Below are 18997 nucleotides of genomic sequence, written 5' to 3' on the forward strand. Positions count from 1 at the left end.
ATAAATCATGACTAAATGCGAACCCGTAGGTTTTTGATATTTTTTTCTCAGAGCGTAATTGCTTGGCTATTTATAAGCGGTTTTGCTTTTGCATTGGATATTTCTTTGCGAGAGCATGTGTCCCTGAATGGCAATGTATTACGATTCTTGGATGTGGTGACTAACCCAGAGAGCTTCCTGACCTCAAAAGTCGGATTGCGGGATCTTGTATTGATTAATGGATTGAAACCACGGCAAAGAGTCTATATTGCGCGTCAATCCTTGGCCGATGTTTTACGCAGAGCAGGCTTTGTGGGTGCGGAAAAGATTGTTTGGCAGGGTGCTGAGCAGGTTGTTGTTGATGGGGAGGTAGGGCAGGAGATTACAGAAAATTATTTGGCGGGAGCTGCTGAAAAACATCTGATACAACATCTGAAAATGCAAGGATATCCGGAAGCTGATGTTCGATATATTCCGCCAACAACGGCAACGCAATTGATCGTTGCCAGCGGAGAGGTAAAAGTTACTCCAAGGCCATTGCCGATTGCCACGGTGATTCGTAGTAAAATGACCATTTATGTTGATATTTTTGTAAACGGGCAGTTTGCAATTGGCAGGGAGTTGTTGTTTGGCGTTGCTAACTATACGCCGGTTGCCTTGGCAAATAATGATCTGCCGCATGGACAGGTAATTGCCTGCAGTGATGTTGAATGGAAAATGTTGGATATATTCTCGTTAGCAGAAAAAAGCTTGGACCCATGTCGCCAGAGGGTTATTGCGCGAGAAAATATTCGATCTGGGAGTTGGATCTCTGAGCGCAGAGCGAAAGTGCTCTCAGAGGTCGAGAAGGGAAGCCCAGTAATTTTGCGATTTTCAACAAACGGCGTCACGGTCGAGAAAATGAGTACTGCATTGGCAAGTGCCAATAAAGGGCAGCTAGTATTGGTGCAGCCCGTTGGTGGTAACGCAACTTTAAAAGCGCGAGTAATTGATAGAGGTATAGCTGAACTTGTTCAGTAACAAAAATGAGAAAATATTCATTATTTCTTCTATGTGCATATGTGCTGACAAATGGTGCAGTGCATAGTCAAAGCTTATATAGCGAGAGTACATTCAGATCGCTTGTGGCTGATCGACGCGCCATACATCCTGGTGATTTGCTAACGGTTCAGATATTGGAAAATGCCGTGGCGAGTAGCTCTGCGGACACCGAATTGCAGCGGAAAAACGGTATCGGTGGTGATGCCGGTAGTATTGGCGGTCGACGCTATGGCGTTGATATTCATGCAAAGAACGATTTTGATGGTCAGGGGCGTACCCAGCGTACGGGCCGTTTGGTGGCGCAAATCACTGTTGTGGTGAACACAGTGACGACATCTGGTGACCTTCTTGTGGCCGGCAGGCAGATGTTGGAAATCAATGATGAAAAGCAAGAAATCTATCTAGAGGGCCGCGTGCGGCCGCAGGATGTTAACGAAAACAATGTAGTGCTCTCTTCCCGACTTGCGGATGCCAAGATTTCGTACAAAGGCGATGGTGAGATGGCAGATCGCCAAAGACCGAGCTGGTGGAGCAAATTGCTGACGTGGTTGGGGCTATGATGAGATATCTAAAGGGAAGATCCGCGTTGGTCGGGCTGCTGTTTTGTTTTGTGTCCTTCTTATCGATGGGCCAAGCTGCGGCAGAGGCTATCCGATTAAAAGACTTGGGGCGCTTCTCGGGATGGCGCGAGAATGCACTAGTAGGTTATGGGCTTGTCACTGGCCTTGCTGGCACGGGAGATTCGCTGACCAATAAGGCTACGCGGCAATCTATTTCCAACATGCTTTCGCAATTTGGATTGACCCTTACACCTGATCAGATAGCTAGTCGTAACGTGGCAGCAGTCATGGTGAATGCCAATTTATCGCCATTTGCCCGTGTGGGAGACGGATTGGATATCACTGTCACATCGATTGGTGATGCGCGTAGTTTGGTTGGAGGGGCTTTGATGGTAACCCCGCTCAAAGGCCCTGATGGAAAGATTTATGCTTTGGCACAGGGGGCACTCTCCGTTGGCGGATATAAATATGACGCAGCTGGCAATGTGGTTCAGAAGAATCATCCTACTGTCGGCTCTGTCCCTAACGGAGCAACGGTCGAAGTGAGTTTGCGATCAGAAAACCTCAATCGGGATGGTAATTTGACGTTTCTCCTGACGAGCGCTGATTACACCACGGTGTCTCGTGTGGCTAATGCTATTAACGCAAATTTATGCCGTGGCTGTGCCAAGGCGGAAGATGCTGCGAGTGTTGAAATCAATATCCCCAATGATCAGAAGCATAAGCTGATCGATTTTATGACACGTATTGAAAATCTACAGGTAGAACCTGATAGGCGTGCACGCGTCGTGGTAAATGAGCGAACCGGGACGATTGTTGCCGGGGGGGATGTAAAGATTGATAAGGTGGCTATTTCCCAAGGAGATTTGCGCGTCACGATTTCGACCGAAAATACGGCTTCACAACCAATATTGGTAAGTCAGACCGGTGAGGGTGTGCGGACTGCTATTGTTTCGAATACTCGTGTCGATGTATCTGAGTTGAATGAATCAGGATTTGTCGCGGCTAACAATAACACGGTTGCGGATTTGGTTCAGTCACTAACAAAAATCAAGACCAGTACAAGAGATATTATTTCGGTTCTCAGGGCGATTAAAGCTGCTGGGGCATTGCACGCCGAATTGATTATTCAATAATTCATGATTGGTATTTACATGATAGATAAAGTCGAAGCTGCCTCTGTAGGATTAGTGAAAATGGCCCTGGATGTGGCTAGTCTGCGTCAACAGGTTATTGCGAATAATATTGCTAATTCAACTACCCCTGGTTTCCAGCGATCAAAAGTTGTTTTTGAGGATCTGTTGGGGGCTGCGCAGCAACAATTGAACACAGGAAAACTGGTTGATATGAATATGTTATTGCCTGTGCAACCTATGTTGGTCAATGCAGGCAATTCGTCTCTAGGGAATAGTGGCGCTGATCTGGATATGCAGGTGGCTGACGTTGCACAGAATGCTGTGCAATACCAAGCTTTGTTGAAGGCACTTAACAAGCATATGTCCATTTTGAGCGTAGCAATTAACGAGGGTAAACGTTAATGGACTATCGGAGTGCTTTTGCGATCAGCGCTGTAGGCATGGGGCTTGAGAAGTTGCGATTGGATGTGACGGCGCAAAATCTTGCAAACATGAATGTGTCGGCCCCATCAAATGGCAAATTATATAAGCCGCTTAGATTGCAGGTATCTACAGGTGTTTCGAGTTTTTCAGGTGAGTTCGAGCAAGCTAGTAGCTTGGCTGAAAAAATGCTCAAGTCAGTGAAGTTGGAGGAAATTGATGTAAGCCCCCGAATGGTATATGAGCCTGGGCACCCAGATGCCAATGAATCGGGTTATGTGGCTTTGCCAGGCGTTAACCACCTATCGGAAATGGTTAATTTATCGACAGCCTTGCGTGCCTATGAAGCAAATGTTGTGGCGATGAATGCGGCTAAAACAATGGCCATTAAAGCGCTGGAGTTGGGGAATTAATATGAATATCGAATCTATTGCTGCTATTCGTCCAGTGAGTACGGTCGGCCCGCAAATCCTTGGTAACCAAACTGGTGCAAGCCCTAAGACCAATTTTGGTGACTGGTTTGAGTCTCAGTTAAGCAGCGTTAATGCGCAGCTGATCAATGCCGACGTGAATATGCAGAAATTGGCAACTGGCCAAGCAACCAACCTGCATGAAGTGATGATTAGCATGGAAGAGGCCAAACTCTCTTTGCAGATGATGGTTCAGGTAAGAAATCACTTACTTGAAGCATATCAAGACATTATGCGCATGCAGATCTAGAGGTGCGCAAGGTGTCTATATTTTCTCAGATGTGGGGGCGGTTTGATCTGCGAGCCAAGATCGGTTTTGTATTGGGTCTTGTTGGCATCCTGATCGTGACCATTGCTTTGGCGTTTTGGGCCTTGCGGCCGGATTATCGGACTCTGTTTTCAGGATTGGCAGCTCAAGACTCGGCGGCGATGGTCGCAGAGCTCGATAAGATGAAAGTGCCATACCAAATTTCAGACGATGGTGAAAGCATTCTGGTTGCAGCCGATGCTGTTCATAAAACGCGGATGAAAATCCTGGCAAAGGATATTCCTTTACACGGAACGGTTGGTTTCGAACTATTTAATAATTCCGATTTCGGAATGACGGAGTTTGCCCAAAAGGTAAATTACCAGCGAGCAATGCAAGGTGAGCTTACCCGCACCATCCTCGCGATAGACGATGTGAGCGCTGCCAGAGTGCACCTGGCAATTGGTGAAAATGGACTGTTGAAGAGACAGGCTGCTCAATCCAAAGCTTCCGTTACCCTCACGTTGAAGCCTGGGCGTGTTTTGTCAGGAGAACAGGTTCGAGGTATTCAACGCTTGGTTTCTGCCTCCGTTCCAGAGGTTAAGTACGAAGATGTAACCGTGCTGGATCAGCATGGTGTTGCGCTGACACGCCAGGGCGCTATTGATCCAGAGCTCGACAGGGCAACGACTCGTTTCGATATGAAGCGCAATGCCGAAGAGTATCTGACAAAGAAGGTTCTTGAAGTTGTCGAGCGTACTTATGGCAAGGAGCAAGCTGTCGCGACCGTCAGCGTCGACATCAACCACGACAAGGTGGAAGTGACGACCGAGGATGTTCTGCCAAGTGGCAGTAAAAACGGCGCATCAGGGGTGCTGGTGAAGGAGCGGCGTACCTCCAGGGAAACTTCTGTGCCGAGTGCGGACAAACCTGCTGAAGGTGGAGTTAATACCGTTTCAAGTGAAAGTGAGTATCAGGTAGGTCGGCGGGTTGAGCAGGTCGTTAGTGCTCCCGGTGCCATTTCGCGTTTGACTGTAGCGGTGGTGGTTAAAGCTCCTTTGGATGAGAACCAGTTGGCTAAGCTCAAGGATCTGGTGACTGGTGCGGTCGGAATAGATGGTGAGCGCGGAGATACCTTGTCGGTTCTGACTCTTGCACAGTTGCAGTCACCTTCATCAGTCAACAATGGGGTTGGCTCAGCTGCTCATGACGGGGGCGCAAGAGATGGTGCGGCAAATGGCAAGAAAGTTGAGGAAGTAGCGATTAGTGTTCCGGTTCCGACAACTACTGCCAAGGAGACTTCTAGAATTGGTGGAAGTGCAGCAATTTTTCTATGGCTTGGCGGGGCATTGTTGGTGATTTGCATGGTTTTGTTGCTGACACGGAGTCGCAGCCCCGCAGATTTTTCTGGGTCGGCTCAGTCGTTGGATGATACACAACGCAGTGTAGTGCTGCGGCAAGTTCAGGATTGGCTGGAAGCCAAACCGACACCTGATGCGGATGCAGTGGGAGGTCGGCAGTGAGCGATACCAGGCAAGCAGCGCTGACATTGCATGCCTTGAGCGCTCAGGACCGAGATTGGGTGCTTTCCCGGTTGACGGATGAACAGCGGAGCGAGTTGACGGGGTACCTTGATGAATTGGTGTCTTTGGGTATTCCTAGAGACTCGGGCTTGATTCAAGCCGCTATGGCGAACGTTCCCCCGGTTCAATCTGCATTGCAGGGACTGCCGGCACGGGGGCTTTTAGCCAAGGCGAGTGGAGCGACCATGTATGCGGTGCTAGAGGAAGAGCCTGCATGGCTGATGGCTCAGGTTCTAAAAGCAGGCCCTTGGTCATGGCAGGCTGATTTTATGAGCAGGCTGCCCGAGTCCCGTCGCCGTGCTTTGGCTCAGTCGCTGATCGAAGCGTCCGCAATCGGTGAGAAGGTTGTCGATGCGATGCTAAACAAGCTAGCGCTTCGGCTCACCAGTCTGCCTAACGTGGTGACTGCAAACCCCAACGGCGCGCCGAATCATGACAAGGCGACGGGGTGGGTGACATGGATACGTAAATGGATCCCATAATTAGAACACCGCCTATCGCCAGCGGTCGTAGGGCTCTGGCGCGGCAGAAAAAGGCGGCAGGGCAGATATCTACTTCGGCTGTGGATGCTCGACCGCATGTGGCGTCGGTAACCGCGCCGCCGGTGGCGTCACCCTCATATGCGGCGACAGGCATGGGTACCCCAGCGGTGCCGACGAGCCCATCAGTGAGCAACTCCGGTGTGGCGACGCCGGAGGTTAAGCCTTCGGTGGATATTGAAGCATTGCTAGCTAAAGCCAAAAGTGAAGTCAGGGCTGAGCTTCAGGATGAAGTGGTAAAAGCGAAGGAGCTGGCTCGGCAGCAAGGCTATGAGGAAGGGCTGACCAAAGGGCGCAAGGATGCGCTGGAAGCGGAACACCAGCAACGCGAAGAGCTTGCGTCAATATTGAGCGGCCTGCAGGACATGATAGACCGTGGCTTGCGAAATATGGAACAGGAAGCAGCGGTGATCGCTTATGAGGCGGTGTGCAAGATTGCCGGCTCCGAGTTGTGTACGGCAGAGGGGATTCTAGCTTTTACTCGTCAAGCTGCTGCGAGAGCGCTGCAAGGGCGCCCTATATCGGTGAGAGTCAATCCCCAGTCTCTGCAGCTAATGCGGCAAAGCGAGCGCTGGCTGGAGCAGGAAGAGGGTTTGATTCGCTGGACGGCTGATGAGTCACTGACCATGGGTAGCTGCATGATCGAGTCCGAGTTTGGAAGCTTTGATGCCAGATTGGATGCACAGCTTGAGCGTTTGCGTGATGTGCTGGTCACAGTTCGCAATACACAGCAGGCAAGTACATGAATCCCTATGTCGAGGCAATTCGCGCGGCCGACCTGTTACGCCGGGTTGGCAGGGTCGTGCAATTGGCGGGGTTGAGCATTGAGTCGAGTGGCCCCGATGCTCCGATAGGTGAAGTGTGTGAAATCACCCCGCGCAATGATGGCGCAAAGATTCTTGCGGAAGTGATCGGCTTAAGGGAAGACCGGATTGTATTGATGCCATACGGCGATACCCGGGGTATCGGTGCGGGTTGTAAGGTCGAGGCGACTGGGCGGTTGCCTGACGTGCCGGTTGGTCCAGCCTTGTTGGGACGGGTTGTGAACGCTTTTGGCGAACCGATGGATAGTGGACCTGTCATCGAGGAAATGGGCAAGCGGCCATTGAGGTCGCTGCCGATCAACCCCTTAACTCGACCACGCGTCGATACAGTGCTGGAAACCGGGGTACGGTGCATCGACAGCTTGTTGACCATTGGCCGTGGTCAGCGCATCGGCATTTTTGCAGGAAGCGGAGTCGGAAAAAGTACCCTGCTTGGCATGATTTCCAGAAATGTGCAGGCAGATGTCAATGTTATTGCGCTGATCGGTGAACGAGGACGCGAAGTGCGCGAGTTCATTGAGAAGCATCTGGGTGAGGATGGGTTGAAGCGCTCGGTGGTGGTTGCTGCGACCTCTGACGTGTCGGCACTGGCTCGGGCGCGTGCTGCCTATACGGCGACCGCGATTGCCGAGTACTTTCGTGAGCAGGGAAAGCATGTGATGTTAACCATGGACTCGGTAACGCGCTTTGCCATGGCTAAACGTGAAATCGGATTGTCTGCCGGTGAGCCACCCACTGCGCGTGGCTACACGCCTTCGGTGTTTGCAGAGCTGCCTGAGTTGTGTGAGCGCTGCGGTACGTCTGATTCCGGGGGGTCGATCACGGCGTTGTATACCGTGTTGGTTGAGGGGGATGATTTCAACGAACCAATCTCGGATACCCTGCGTGCGACATTGGATGGTCATATCGTGCTGACTCGTCGCCTGGCGCACCGTGGGCACTTTCCGGCGGTGGATGTTTTGCAAAGTGCCAGCCGCTTGCTGCCTGACTTGGTGCCCGAAGAAGAGGTCAGCTTGGTACATAAGGTGACAGATGCGGTATCTGTTTTCGAGCGCAATCGGGAGATGATTGATATTGGTGCTTACCGGCAGGGTAGTAATCCTGAAATCGATCGTGCAGTGGGCCTCATGCCGGCATTGAATGCGTTTCTCAAGCAGGGGAATGCTGAGGTGGAAACTCGTAGCCAGGTGGTTGCAAAACTTAGGCAGATTTTGGCTGAGGCTCAGCCATGAGCACGGGGATAGATCTACGCGCCTTCAAATACCCGCTGGATGCCATGCGTAAGAAGTGCGACTGGGATCTGACAGCGTTGAAGATGGAGCTGGCGGGTTTGAATACCAGCATCCGCGAGAAGCAAGAGCAGATAGAGGATGTCAAGCAGAACATTGCGGGACTGCAGGCTGATTGGAATAGCCGAATGAATGGTGGAAAGCTGGTTGATCCGGCGGCCAGGAGCTTGCTGATTGCTTTTCTCGGGCAACTCAGCAAAGAGCAGTCAGCGTATGAACAAGAACTACAATCTTTGATGCAAGAGCGCGATGCGGTATTTGAACGCTATGCAGAGCTCGCCAATTTTGCCCAAGGGTTGGATGATCACCGCGAATCCAAATTGCAAGAGTTCAAGGTGGAGGCAAATGCCAGCGCAGCGGCGGCGGCAGACGATATGTGGTTACAGCGTTCCGCTTGGCTAAAGGTAAGAGTATGAAAGTTGGATCTTCAGTAGATAGCCAGATGGCGCCTGGCTCGGCCGGGCAAGCCAATTTTCTCACCCAGAACTGGATGCGTGAGCTTGAAAGGGCCCATCTCGCCCTATTTGCCCAGATGCTGGATGCCGGTAAAGCCGATGCAGCGACTCCGCGACAAGATACTCGGGACGGTACTCCTCAATATGCGGAAGAGCGTCGCCACCGGGATGCAAGCAGTGAACCGGCGATAGTGGATAAGGCGCTGACAGGCCACCCTGTCACCGCTGTAGAGGACATGCAGACACGTTCAACGCTGCAAACAGGTGAAGCTCCGCTAAGCAAGTCGGTGATCGATACAATAGGCCCAGCCACTAATACTCCACAGTATTCAGGCCGGGATGGATTGACGAATCGGGTGGCAGCCAGTCCTGCCGGGCTGTTAGCAGAGCCTGAATCCGACATGGCATCATCAATCGGCGCATCTACAGCCCTTACGGCGGGTAACGATTCGATGGCGCCTGCTTTTGTGCCGTCGGATGTTGGCACAGGCGAGGTCGAGATTCCTTTTGTTTGGGCGCAAGCATCTACGTCGGCACCACCGATGATGTCGTCTTCCTCTGTGGCAAGTCTCGCCGCAGCGCGTGTAGCCAGCATTGAAGGCATGGCCTACGGCTCTGGCCTGCCGCATATGGTTAGCGTGCAACGGTATGCTGAGCCGACGGGGTTCGGAGCGCTGACATTCAGTGCAGAGCAAGTAATCAAGGATGAGACCGGGTCATCGGAAGAGGCTGACTTGTCGAGCTATGCTAGACGCAGTCAGTTGACCGAGGAGTGGGATAAACGAGTGATTCACGTCATGCAGAAAGAGGGTGAAGCCAAGGTGACAATCCGGGATAGCACGCTTGATGTGCTGGCCCAGCAGCGCATCCTTCTGCAAATGGCCAGCCAATTTGCCAATGATGGCTTGCGCCTGCATAGCCTTACTCTGAATGGGCGGGAGATGCGCAATGTCGATTCGGATGCTGCGCCCGAACAGGGGCGGGAGGAAAAGGCCAAGTCGGGTGCATCCTCGGGGCTGCTTGGTTCGGATTTGAAGCTGGGTCGATATTTTTAAGAAGTGCTTTTTTCAATAAAATGAATTTATTCAGGCTGTTGCTGCTTTGATGCGGTACTCGCCAATATCGAAAACATCGGAAAGTAAACCATGACTATTAGTTCAACAGGCGCAACGACTTCAGCTGGCAACTTGCAGGCTGCTGGCCTGGGGATGAATGATTTTCTAAAAATCCTGCTGACACAGCTGACTTACCAAGATCCATTAAAGCCGATGGATAACCAGGAATTCATCGCCCAGATGGCGCAATTTACCGCGCTGGATGGCACTCGCCAGCTGAATGAAAAGATTTCTCAATTATTGACCATCCAGTCTGCAACCCAGTCTATCGGACTCTTGGGGAAAAGCGTGGATGTCACCTTGCCCGGTGGCGCCAAGACCGGCCAGGTGGCGTCATTATCTTTTGCCTCGGGCGAGCCGCAAATGACAGTCAAGACGGCTTCTGGCGAGCTGCTGACGGGCGTCTCTTTTTCACAAATTCGTTCAATTCGCTAAATTTATTCAGAAAGTAAAGCAATGCTTGATTCTATTTTTATTGGCATGACTGGTCTTTCGAGCTACTCGAAAGACCTGAAAGTAATTAGTAATAACGTTACCAACCTGAATACTCCCGGTTTCAAGAGTTCTCAGTTGCAATTTGGCGATATGTTCTATCAGGATCAGGGTGCGCCGCGTGACGAAACCCTACGCTTGGGTAATGGTGTGAACTCCCTGGCAACCAGCCTGAATTTCAAGGCTGGTGAATATCGCCAGACGGGCAATGATCTGGATCTTGCCATCAAGGGAAAAGGGTTCTTCATCCTGAAGAACGATGATGGCTCGTATAGTTATACCAAGGCAGGCCAGTTCAGCTTCAATGATGAAGGCGTGCTGGTGACGCGTTCGGGCGGCAAACCCGTCATGAGCATCGATGAAAACGGCTCGGTAACCCAAATCACCATGGCCGGGATGCGTAGCAGCGACCCCAAGGCGACAACGTTGGTGACATTGACCGACAATCTGTCCCTTAACGACACCACGTTCAATATCGATGGTGTGTCGGTATTTGATGCTGCGGGTAACGAGCACGTCATCAAGCTTACTTTCAACAACAACAACGCCACCAGTCCTGGCAGTTGGAAAGTAACGGTCAAAGAGAAGGATGCCACGCTTGGGACTTACGACATCAAGTTCAATGCAGGCAAGCCTGTGCCTGGCCTGGATAGCTTTGTGGTCAATATTTCGCCAGCTGGCGTGCCGCCTTTATCGTTTACCGTAAAGCTGGGGCAGGATGCCAAGTCAACTGGAGGTGTTGGCGAAACGTCACGTATCAAGGTTGATACCAAAGACGGCTACGGTGCGGGCTCAGTTACCAAAATCACCTTTGATGAAGCCGGTTCGCTGGTTGTGGCTTACTCCAATGGCCAGACATCAAAGACACGCAAGCTGGCAGTCGCCAGTTTCGATACCCTTGAAGGGCTGCAGGCGGTTGGGGGCAACGAGTTTGTCAACAACAACAGCCGGGCCCTGCGTATTGGCAAGGCCGGCAAGGAGCTTGGAGATGTGGCGTCTGGCACCATCGAAATCTCCAATGTTGATCTGTCGCAGGAATTCAGTGATCTGATTATTGCGCAGCGTGGCTACCAGGCATCGTCACAGCTTGTCAGCACCGCAAACGAGATGATCAAAGAACTCTTTGATATGCGGGGCCGTTGATAGTGGAATCTCGCCGTTTCGTGCTGTATCGCCCCGCAATACTGGCGCAGGTTGAAGAACAATTGCTGGCGGTTCTGCAGTCTTGGGCGCAGCCTTGGGGCTTGGACACCAAACTGTTTGCCATCCATGTCGAGCCGGCCCATCAGGTCGCTCAGGTCGCTCGGCTGCAGGGGCGCCATTGGCATACGGCAAAAGGGGATAGCGTATGGCTGGGGCTGGGTGAGGGCATGCTCAGAGCTATTGAGCAGCGTCTGTTCTCGCGGGACCACTCCGATCCTGATACCGAGAACCACCGTGATTCGACCTTGGCCAGCGAAATTGCCGGTGAAGCTGCTACCGACCTGTTGAACACGCTGCATCGTCATTGGGTGGGTGAGGGAGCGACGGAGCTGGCTGCCTGTGCTGTGCCGAAGTCGGCTCGTGGTGATGGGGCGCTGATTTGTACGCTGTCATTGGGCCCACGCTCTGCTTACCTGTATCTGGGATCAGGCCTTTTCAGTAAAAGCCTGAGCAAGCCGGCGGCCCGTGGCAAGCTGGCATTGCTGCCCGCAGCATTGACGCATCAACGACTGCAGCTTGCACTGGAGCTGGGGGAAGTGACGCTGACCTTAGGCCAGCTTGAGACCCTGGCGATTGGTGATGTTGTCCGGCTGGGTACGAATATCGATCAGCCCGCCAAGCTCATTACGACAGATGGCCGCATGGTCTGTCACGGCCATATCGGCGCTTGCGAAGGGGTTCGTGCTGTCGAGGTATTCAAGTAAGCGCCCAGGCCCGGTTGACGTATCCGGTCGTGCTGGGTCGAATTTTGGGGTAAGGCGAGGTAGGGTGAGCGCAGTATGGCGAGTCAAATGAGCGAACTCTACCGACGCCATGTCCCAAAACTCGACCCCGGCCTTGCGTGGCCTGCCTCAAAATCCGATCCGGCGCGGCCGGAAAAACTAGGTTTGCAGAGCCAAAGCTTGGCGCATTCAATGCGCTTGGCTTGAGAAAGCCCCCGTCTTATTCATTTGTGAACATAGTGACCTGCAACGATACGCACTGTCACGCCCGGTACGGACCCGTTTGCCGACGGGTTGTCGAAGCATATAAAGGATTTAACCTTGAGTAGTCAGAACAACACTTCTGCGACTGAGCAGAACGCCCCACAACTCGTTGAATTGCCCGAGTTGAAATCTCACCCCACCAAGACCAGTGCCGTTGCCAATGGCATGGACGTCATTCGTAGTGTCAAAGTCCGATTGTCAGTGCGGCTGGGAGAGACCGATATCTCTGTCGGTGAGCTGTTGGATATGAAAGAAGATTCGGTACTCAAGCTCGACCGGCTGGTGGATGAGTCGGTGGATATTCTGCTGGATGGCAACGTGATTGCCCGTGGTCAGCTGGTGGCTATTGGCGATAGCTTCGGGGTTCAGATCACTGAGAAGCCCAATATGGGTAAGCATTGATGCGACGAATCTGGTCGCTATCGCTAGCGATGTGGTTGATGGGCACCGCCTTGGCTGCAAGCGACGGGGCGCCGTCGGTTGCCCATGCCTTGGGTGGCATGACTCGTCCCGCACCAGCTGCGCCATTCAAAAACGAGCCGGGTGCTGGCGAGCTCCTGTTACGCGCTGTTGGCGGCCTGGTCTTTGCAGGGCTGGCAGCGTTCGGCGCTGCCTTGGTCATCCGCAAGGTCGCGCCCAATCTGTCATTTGGCAACCGCAATAAACGCCAGATCCGGATTGTGGAGTCCGTGCGGTTGTCTGCTAAATCGCAGCTGATTCTGGTGCAGCTGGCTGATGAAGAGTTGCTGCTATCCGAAGGAGAGCAGGGCGTACAGGTGCTACGTTCCCGTGCGATCGACCAGCCCCGGCAAGAGGAAGGGGCAAAGCCTCATGTTTAGATTGAATCGTGGTAACAGGCCGCTTGCCATATTGGGCTGCCTGCTGTTGATGTGCATCCCGATGGCGCTGGCGGCATCGTCTACCTCGCTGGGTGGGATCGAGCTCAAAGTGTCTGGTGGGCCGGAAGGCCCGGAGCAGGTGTCAGCAGCCATCAAGGTGCTGGTCGCCATGACCTTGCTGAGCCTGGTTCCGGCCTTTCTGGTTTCGATCACCTCATTCGTACGCATCACCATTGTGCTGTCGATGTTGCGTCACGCTCTGGGCATGCAGGAAACACCGCCAAATTCGGTGTTGCTGAGCCTGTCATTGTTCCTGACCCTATTTACGATGAGTCCGGCGCTTACCGAGGCGAACAAGACGGCGTTTCAGCCCTATATGGCAGGCAAGATCAATACCGATGCGGCCTTGCAGCAAGGCATCAAACCGTTTCGTGAATTCATGATCCGGCAGACCCGCGAGCAGGATCTGGCGTTGATGATTGAAATGTCACACGCCCCCGAACCCAAGACCATCGACGAAGTGGGCAATATCCAGCTGATTCCGGCTTTCATGCTGTCAGAGTTACGCACCGCCTTCCAGATCGGCTTCTTCGTCTTCCTGCCTTTTCTGCTGGTAGACCTCATCGTGTCGGCGATCCTGATGTCTCTGGGGATGATGATGGTGCCGCCCACCTCCATCGCGCTGCCAATCAAGATCTTGATGTTCATTCTGATTGACGGCTGGAGTCTGATTGTTCGTGCCTTGCTTGGGACGTTTGCCTGACCTTCTGCTGATTCGGCAAGCAAAATGAAAAAAGGCAAGCAGGGTGAACAGGTACTTGAGGCGACGAAAGAGGCCGAGCTATGGCGGGCGTGGATTGACCATCGCGACCAGCATGCCAGAGAGCGTCTGATCGATGGCTATATCGGTTATGCCCGCATTCTGGCGGCCAAAACCTACGCATCCCGAACTTACTACGAGCTTGAGTTTTCGGACTATATGCAATATGCCTCGATCGGTCTGATCGAGGCGATCGACCGTTATCAGCCAAACGACAACGCCACGTTCACCACCTATGCTTCCAAGCGCATCATCGGTGCCATTCTGAGCGGGGTGGAGCAGTTAAGTGAAATGCAGCAACAGGTGGCGTTTCGCAGGCGATTTCTGGCTGAGCGTACTCAGTCCCTGGTTGCGGAGGGGGCTGGTTTCAGGGCCGGGCCTGAGGCCGTGTTTGAGGAGCTGGCGAAAATCGCGCTGGGCTTGGCCCTCGGATTCGCGCTCGAAGATTCGGGCATGATTCTGGAAGATGAAGAAACGCCACACCCTGAAGAAGTTTATACCCGGGTCGAGCTCAGACAGTTGCAGCGACGGGTTGTGGCCTTGGTAAACCGCTTGCCAGACCGCGAACGCAAAGTGATCCGTCATCATTATCTGCACCAGCTGCCACTTGAAGATATCGCCAGCTTGATGAATGTCGGCAAGAGCCGGGTGTCGCAAATACATCGCAAGGGGCTTGATCTGCTACGGCTTGAAATCAAGCAGATCCGGGCGTGTGATGTGGCCTGGTAAGCAAAAGCCTGTCCCCACCAAAACAAATTTGATGTAACTGTAGGTATCTGAAGAAAGGATCAATGTGAACCCGTCCCCAAATCTGGAAGATCCGCGCTGGCAAAGGCTGGAGAAGGTGAGAGGCTATATGCAGGTCGATCCTGCCAATCGCCACTTGCGTGACGAAGAAATTGATCTGCTGCTGGATTTGCGGGAACTGGATGCCGCCCGCATCAAGCTTGATCTGGCCCTGCAGGCAGAGCCGGGCGAGCCCTCGCTGCTGTTCCGGCTAGCGACACTAGCCATGATCAAACGCGAATTCGCCGATGCCGAGAAGCTATTGACCGGTTTGATCGCCGCCGGGGTACGTGAGCCAGGCGTGGCCTACAACCTTGCGTATTGCCAGTTTGTGCAACGGCGCTTTGCCGATACGCGCCAAACCCTGACCAGCTACCCGGAAGCACGGCAAGTGCCCGCCGCCATTCCTCTGGAAGGCCGCTGCCTGCACCATATGGGCGAATTGCCCGCAGCGCAGGAGCTACTGCATGCCCACCTTGCTCAGTATCCCGAAGACGTGGACGCCCTGGGGCTGGCTGCGCTGGTGTGTGTGGACCAGAACCAGTTCAAGGAAGCCCGTGAGCTGGCGACAGCGGCACTGCGGCGAGACCCGAACCGTATTGAAGCGCTGATTGCGATCGGCACCGTCGATCTTAACGAAGAAAATTTCGAGGCTGCCGCCGCAGCGTATCAGCAGGTGTTGAGCATCAACGCGCGCGATGGCCGCAGCTGGCTTGGCATGGGCATTATCATGCTGCTGTCCCAACGCCTGCCCGATGCGACGGAATGCCTGCGCCGTGCTACCGAGGCGATGCCGGAGCACTCCGGAACATGGGTAACGCTGGGCTGGTGCCTGGTCATGCAGAATCATCTGGAAGAAGCGGAAGCGGCCTACCGGCATGCGGTGGAAGCCAGTCGCGCCTTCTCGGAGGCGCACGGAGGGCTGGCCGTGGTGGCTGCACTCAAGGGTGACAAAGAAGTGGCCAAGCGCAGCATGGAGATTGCTCGGAGGCTTGACCCTGGCTCAATGTCGGCTGCCTATGCAGATGCCTTGTTGTCAGGTAACGCCAAGGATGCGCAGGGCTTGTCGAAACTGGCGACCGATCTACTGCAAAGCAAAGGCATGCTCGATCCGCAAAACCCGAGTGGTCGCCGGTTGATTCAGCAGCTGACGCTACTGGGAAAGCGCTGAGCCGGTACCGTTATCCCGCTCGATTCGCTGCTTCGCCAACAAAACGGCCCTCTGCTGGAGGGCCGTTTGTTTTGGATGCGCCGCTGGAATAGGTGCCTGGCTGTGCGGGGAGGTCAGGCCGCTTGGCGAATTGCCATCCCCAGCAGGCCAACCACACAGGCGACGGCGACCAGCCAGGCCAGTGAGCGCTGCCAGGCCCAGTCCTTCAGATAACAGATACCGTGCAAAATTCGGCAGATGATGAAAACAAGCGAAAGCTGGTTGATGGCCTCGTGCGGCACGCCGGCTTGGGTGGCAATCACCACGCCGGCAATAAATGGCGGCAGGGCTTCATGGGCATTCTGCTGCGCCCAGTTGGCCCGCGCCCGCCAGCCGGTGAGCTGTGCTTGCTGGGCCCGTGGCGCATGGTTGTCATAGCGCATGGTGGCCTTCGCGCAGGCGATCCAGACAAGCGGCAAGAATATGGCAATGATGACGCAAATATAAGTAATAGCCATCCACAAGCTCCTGTTTGTTTGAGGTCATGAGAGCCTAATGGATTGCCCCGCTTGCCGCTACCCTATGGGCTGATATCAGCGTCAAAAACGGTGATTCAGACGAGAATGTCGCTGATGATACAAATGGATTGCCGTGAATATGGTTTGCCGTGTGTGATGCGGGGTTCAATTTTAAGATAATCGAAATGGCCGGGTAAGGAATTGAGGCTATGGGCTTCAACTTTTCTTATGTAATCGGATTTGATGCCAATAAGGTAGAGAATGTTTTGCAATCGCTGATTTCGGCGGTCGATGAAGAGTCTGGCGAGGGGTTGAGGCTGATTATTCCGTGGCGGGCGGCGGTGAGTTTCAGCAAAAGAATCGCCACGTCGGAGCAGGTCGGCAGCGCAAGACTGGGCTTTACTGGTATGGGGAAGGCCCTGCATTGCTATGGGAATCACCTCTGCCTGGCACTTAAAATACCGTTCTCCCGTATTTTGCAGAATGATTTTAATAAACATGATTTTAGGTTGGATAACGATTCGGAGTTTGTCAGTCTTGGTTGTGTCTGGACGACAATTAATGTCGGAGAAGAATATGGATTTTTATCGCTAACCGCAGCGACTTCTGCAATGAGCCGGCTTTTTTACGAATCATCTGCGCTCAGGTGTTTTGTAAGGGATAAATTTCTTCATGCCAGTCGGTGCATTCTGCTCGATGTCGAACAGGATTATTTTTATATGCATTTCCCCAGATTCGCAAAAATTGAAATAGCCGATTTGGAGGAAATGTATTTTGAAGATAGCCAGGAATTGTCAGCCGATCTGTTGATGAAAAGGCTGCTGGCAGAAGCCCGATAGCGCGGAGGCAATCAGATCTCGTCCCGGCTTGGGGCCAACGGCTGACTGTTATATCGACGAGGGATGTGCGACCAAGGAGCATGGCGAATTTGCCAGAAACCATTGGGAGACATTCATGCGGCTTGCCATTTTGCTGGCGGGGCTGATTGCGCAGGTATCGGTATTGGCGATGGCTGCCGAGGGATGCCGGCACCAAGATCGCCTGTCTGGCCCACACCAAGCCAGTCTACTGGAGTTGTATACCTCGGAAGGTTGCAGCAGCTGCCCTCCCGCAGACCAGGCACTTTCCGGCTTATTGAACAAGGCAGATCCATCGCTGGTGGCACTGGCATTCCATGTCGATTACTGGGATTACCTCGGCTGGACCGATCGTTTTGCCAGCCCGCGCTGGTCGCAGCGGCAATATCAGCGTGCCCGGCAGGCGGGCGTGCGCACCGTGTATACGCCGCAGTTTGTCCTCAACGGCCGGGACGTCGCGATGGTGGCGGAGCGTCTGTTGCAGAAGCAGCTGGCACAACCGGCTACCGCGCCAATGTCCATTCGCTTGAGTTTGAACGTCGCTGAAAAGGGGCTTGCTGTCGCGGTTGAGGTCAAGCCCCTTGCGGCGGTGTCTGCCGGCAAGGTGTATGCGGCACTGTATGAGAACGGTCTGGAAAGCCGGGTGCAAGCGGGCGAAAACGCCGGCACGGTGCTGCGGCACGATGCCGTCGTCCGGGGGCTGTTAGGGCCTTGGCAGCTGGATGCGGGTGGGCGTTTGCAGATGACGGGCATATTGCCGCTGGGTGTGGGGCAGCGCTTGATGAATAGCGGCGTCGCGGTCTGGGTTGAACATTCAACCAGTGGTCAGGTGTTGCAGGCCCTGTCAGTGGCCTGCCAGTGAGTCGCAGCAAGGGCCTGCGCCCTGTCTCTATAGAGGCTGCAATGTCGGTTGACGTTGGCTCAGGCACCTAGCGTGGCGCCGCCGTCTACCACCAGCTCCTGCATGGTGATGTGGCGGGCGCGATCCGAGGCCAGGAAGCAAACCGTTTCGGCGATGTCGGCCGGGTCGGCGATGCGCCCCAGCGGGATGCCGACGCGGTAATGCTCGGCGGAGCCACGCAGGATGCCATCAAGGCTGTCGGGCTGGGTCCAGAGCTGGCGCTGCATGGCGGTGTCGGTTGAACCGGGCGCCACCACATTGCAGCGGATGCCGAAGGGGGCAAGCTCCAGCGCCAGACAACGGGTGAAATGGGCGCTTGCGGCCTTCGATGCGGCATACGCCGCCATCTGTTGGCGGGGGACCCGGCTGGCGTTCGAGCCGACGGTGATGATGCAGCCACGGCGACGAGGCTGCATGCGACGTGCCACGGCCCGGCACAGGCGGAATACGGCCAGCGTATTCACGGCAAAGGTCTGTTCCCAGTCTTCATCGCTCAGCTCGACCACCGGGCTCATCCGCAGCACTCCAGCCACATTCACCAGAACATCAATCGGGCCGATGTCGTCTTCGATATGGGCAATGGCGGCGTCGATCTGCGCTCCGTCGCGCAGGTCCACGCAAAGACCGGTGGTCGAGGGGCCCCACTGACGTGCCTGTTCGACGATGCCGGGTTGATGGTCCAGGCCGACCACGCTTGCGCCTTGTGTCGCCAAGGTTTTAGCGACGGCGGCGCCAATGCCCTGGGCCGCGCCGGTGACTACGACGATCTGATGTGCAAATTCCATAA

At 54.0% G+C, this 18997-nt stretch carries 24 protein-coding genes; 22 read left to right on the plus strand and 2 right to left on the minus strand.

The features are described from left to right. Nucleotides 1-15 precede the first annotated feature (15 nt). The 20 genes from PZA18_RS13760 to PZA18_RS13855 all read left to right on the plus strand — a co-directional run bounded on the left by PZA18_RS13760 (nucleotide 16) and on the right by PZA18_RS13855 (nucleotide 15955). A complete protein-coding gene (locus PZA18_RS13760) occupies nucleotides 16-999 on the plus strand; it encodes a flagella basal body P-ring formation protein FlgA (protein ID WP_284101429.1) in 984 nt (327 codons plus the stop codon). A 5-nt stretch (nucleotides 1000-1004) separates the two neighbouring features. Beyond that, the gene (locus PZA18_RS13765; protein ID WP_284101430.1) at nucleotides 1005-1580 is read left to right on the plus strand and encodes a flagellar basal body L-ring protein FlgH; all 576 of its coding nucleotides are present in this window, start codon (nucleotides 1005-1007) and stop codon (nucleotides 1578-1580) included. Further along, a complete protein-coding gene (locus tag PZA18_RS13770; RefSeq protein ID WP_284101431.1) occupies nucleotides 1547-2716 on the plus strand; it encodes a flagellar basal body P-ring protein FlgI in 1170 nt (389 codons plus the stop codon). Before PZA18_RS13765 ends, PZA18_RS13770 begins: the two co-directional genes overlap by 34 nt. 3 nt (nucleotides 2717-2719) lie before the next feature. Beyond that, a complete protein-coding gene (flgB, locus tag PZA18_RS13775; RefSeq protein ID WP_284101432.1) occupies nucleotides 2720-3118 on the plus strand; it encodes a flagellar basal body rod protein FlgB in 399 nt (132 codons plus the stop codon). Continuing rightward, nucleotides 3118-3549, plus strand: coding sequence for a flagellar basal body rod protein FlgC (gene flgC / locus PZA18_RS13780; RefSeq protein WP_284101433.1), 432 nt, complete (start codon nucleotides 3118-3120; stop codon nucleotides 3547-3549). The genes flgB and flgC overlap by 1 nt, the downstream gene beginning before the upstream one ends. A gap of 1 nt (nucleotide 3550) precedes the next feature. Further along, nucleotides 3551-3856, plus strand: a complete 306-nt coding sequence (fliE, locus tag PZA18_RS13785; RefSeq protein WP_284101434.1) for a flagellar hook-basal body complex protein FliE — start codon at nucleotides 3551-3553, stop codon at nucleotides 3854-3856. Nucleotides 3857-3867: 11 nt separating this feature from the next. Further along, nucleotides 3868-5376, plus strand: a complete 1509-nt coding sequence (gene fliF, locus PZA18_RS13790) for a flagellar basal-body MS-ring/collar protein FliF (protein ID WP_284101435.1) — start codon at nucleotides 3868-3870, stop codon at nucleotides 5374-5376. Next, the gene (locus PZA18_RS13795) at nucleotides 5373-5918 is read left to right on the plus strand and encodes a hypothetical protein (protein ID WP_284101436.1); all 546 of its coding nucleotides are present in this window, start codon (nucleotides 5373-5375) and stop codon (nucleotides 5916-5918) included. The genes fliF and PZA18_RS13795 overlap by 4 nt, the downstream gene beginning before the upstream one ends. 185 nt (nucleotides 5919-6103) lie before the next feature. Beyond that, the gene (locus tag PZA18_RS13800) at nucleotides 6104-6721 is read left to right on the plus strand and encodes a FliH/SctL family protein (RefSeq protein WP_284101437.1); all 618 of its coding nucleotides are present in this window, start codon (nucleotides 6104-6106) and stop codon (nucleotides 6719-6721) included. Next, nucleotides 6718-8031: a FliI/YscN family ATPase gene (locus tag PZA18_RS13805; RefSeq protein WP_284101438.1), complete on the plus strand. Its 1314-nt coding sequence runs from the start codon at nucleotides 6718-6720 to the stop codon at nucleotides 8029-8031. The genes PZA18_RS13800 and PZA18_RS13805 overlap by 4 nt, the downstream gene beginning before the upstream one ends. Before the next feature lie 98 nt (nucleotides 8032-8129). Beyond that, nucleotides 8130-8504 carry a hypothetical protein gene (locus PZA18_RS13810; RefSeq protein WP_284101439.1) on the plus strand — a complete coding sequence of 125 codons (375 nt, stop codon included), beginning with the start codon at nucleotides 8130-8132 and terminating at the stop codon, nucleotides 8502-8504. Further along, nucleotides 8501-9598, plus strand: a complete 1098-nt coding sequence (locus tag PZA18_RS13815) for a hypothetical protein (RefSeq protein WP_284101440.1) — start codon at nucleotides 8501-8503, stop codon at nucleotides 9596-9598. Before PZA18_RS13810 ends, PZA18_RS13815 begins: the two co-directional genes overlap by 4 nt. A 90-nt stretch (nucleotides 9599-9688) precedes the next feature. After that, nucleotides 9689-10093: a flagellar hook assembly protein FlgD gene (locus tag PZA18_RS13820; protein WP_284101441.1), complete on the plus strand. Its 405-nt coding sequence runs from the start codon at nucleotides 9689-9691 to the stop codon at nucleotides 10091-10093. A 21-nt stretch (nucleotides 10094-10114) separates the two neighbouring features. Beyond that, complete coding sequence (flgF, locus tag PZA18_RS13825) at nucleotides 10115-11293, plus strand: flagellar basal-body rod protein FlgF (protein WP_284101442.1); 1179 nt, start codon at nucleotides 10115-10117, stop codon at nucleotides 11291-11293. Between the two features lie 2 nt (nucleotides 11294-11295). Further along, nucleotides 11296-12057 (plus strand): FliM/FliN family flagellar motor C-terminal domain-containing protein, encoded by a 762-nt coding sequence (locus PZA18_RS13830; RefSeq protein WP_284101443.1) that lies wholly within the window; start codon nucleotides 11296-11298, stop codon nucleotides 12055-12057. Nucleotides 12058-12396: 339 nt separating this feature from the next. After that, nucleotides 12397-12741: a FliM/FliN family flagellar motor switch protein gene (locus PZA18_RS13835; protein ID WP_284101444.1), complete on the plus strand. Its 345-nt coding sequence runs from the start codon at nucleotides 12397-12399 to the stop codon at nucleotides 12739-12741. Next, a complete protein-coding gene (locus PZA18_RS13840; RefSeq protein WP_284101445.1) occupies nucleotides 12741-13178 on the plus strand; it encodes a flagellar biosynthetic protein FliO in 438 nt (145 codons plus the stop codon). Before PZA18_RS13835 ends, PZA18_RS13840 begins: the two co-directional genes overlap by 1 nt. Next, nucleotides 13171-13941 carry a flagellar type III secretion system pore protein FliP gene (fliP, locus tag PZA18_RS13845; protein ID WP_284101446.1) on the plus strand — a complete coding sequence of 257 codons (771 nt, stop codon included), beginning with the start codon at nucleotides 13171-13173 and terminating at the stop codon, nucleotides 13939-13941. The genes PZA18_RS13840 and fliP overlap by 8 nt, the downstream gene beginning before the upstream one ends. A gap of 24 nt (nucleotides 13942-13965) precedes the next feature. Then, nucleotides 13966-14727 carry a sigma-70 family RNA polymerase sigma factor gene (locus PZA18_RS13850; protein ID WP_284101447.1) on the plus strand — a complete coding sequence of 254 codons (762 nt, stop codon included), beginning with the start codon at nucleotides 13966-13968 and terminating at the stop codon, nucleotides 14725-14727. Nucleotides 14728-14791: 64 nt separating this feature from the next. Further along, nucleotides 14792-15955 (plus strand): tetratricopeptide repeat protein, encoded by a 1164-nt coding sequence (locus tag PZA18_RS13855; protein WP_284101448.1) that lies wholly within the window; start codon nucleotides 14792-14794, stop codon nucleotides 15953-15955. A gap of 113 nt (nucleotides 15956-16068) precedes the next feature. Here PZA18_RS13855 and PZA18_RS13860 read toward each other — a convergent pair whose 3' ends face one another. Continuing rightward, the gene (locus PZA18_RS13860; RefSeq protein ID WP_284101449.1) at nucleotides 16069-16452 is read right to left on the minus strand and encodes an MAPEG family protein; all 384 of its coding nucleotides are present in this window, start codon (nucleotides 16450-16452) and stop codon (nucleotides 16069-16071) included. Nucleotides 16453-16661: 209 nt separating this feature from the next. Between PZA18_RS13860 and PZA18_RS13865 the strand changes: the two genes are divergently transcribed. Both PZA18_RS13865 and PZA18_RS13870 read left to right on the plus strand, forming a co-directional pair. Next, nucleotides 16662-17291 carry a hypothetical protein gene (locus PZA18_RS13865; RefSeq protein WP_284101450.1) on the plus strand — a complete coding sequence of 210 codons (630 nt, stop codon included), beginning with the start codon at nucleotides 16662-16664 and terminating at the stop codon, nucleotides 17289-17291. Between the two features lie 115 nt (nucleotides 17292-17406). Then, the gene (locus PZA18_RS13870) at nucleotides 17407-18171 is read left to right on the plus strand and encodes a DUF1223 domain-containing protein (RefSeq protein WP_284101451.1); all 765 of its coding nucleotides are present in this window, start codon (nucleotides 17407-17409) and stop codon (nucleotides 18169-18171) included. A 59-nt stretch (nucleotides 18172-18230) separates the two neighbouring features. Here PZA18_RS13870 and dhbA read toward each other — a convergent pair whose 3' ends face one another. Beyond that, a complete protein-coding gene (dhbA, locus tag PZA18_RS13875) occupies nucleotides 18231-18995 on the minus strand; it encodes a 2,3-dihydro-2,3-dihydroxybenzoate dehydrogenase (protein WP_284101452.1) in 765 nt (254 codons plus the stop codon). Nucleotides 18996-18997: the final 2 nt, after the last annotated feature.

It is taken from the genome of Parachitinimonas caeni (assembly GCF_030129945.1).
GTDB classification, from domain to species: Bacteria; Pseudomonadota; Gammaproteobacteria; order Burkholderiales; family Chitinimonadaceae; genus Parachitinimonas; species Parachitinimonas caeni.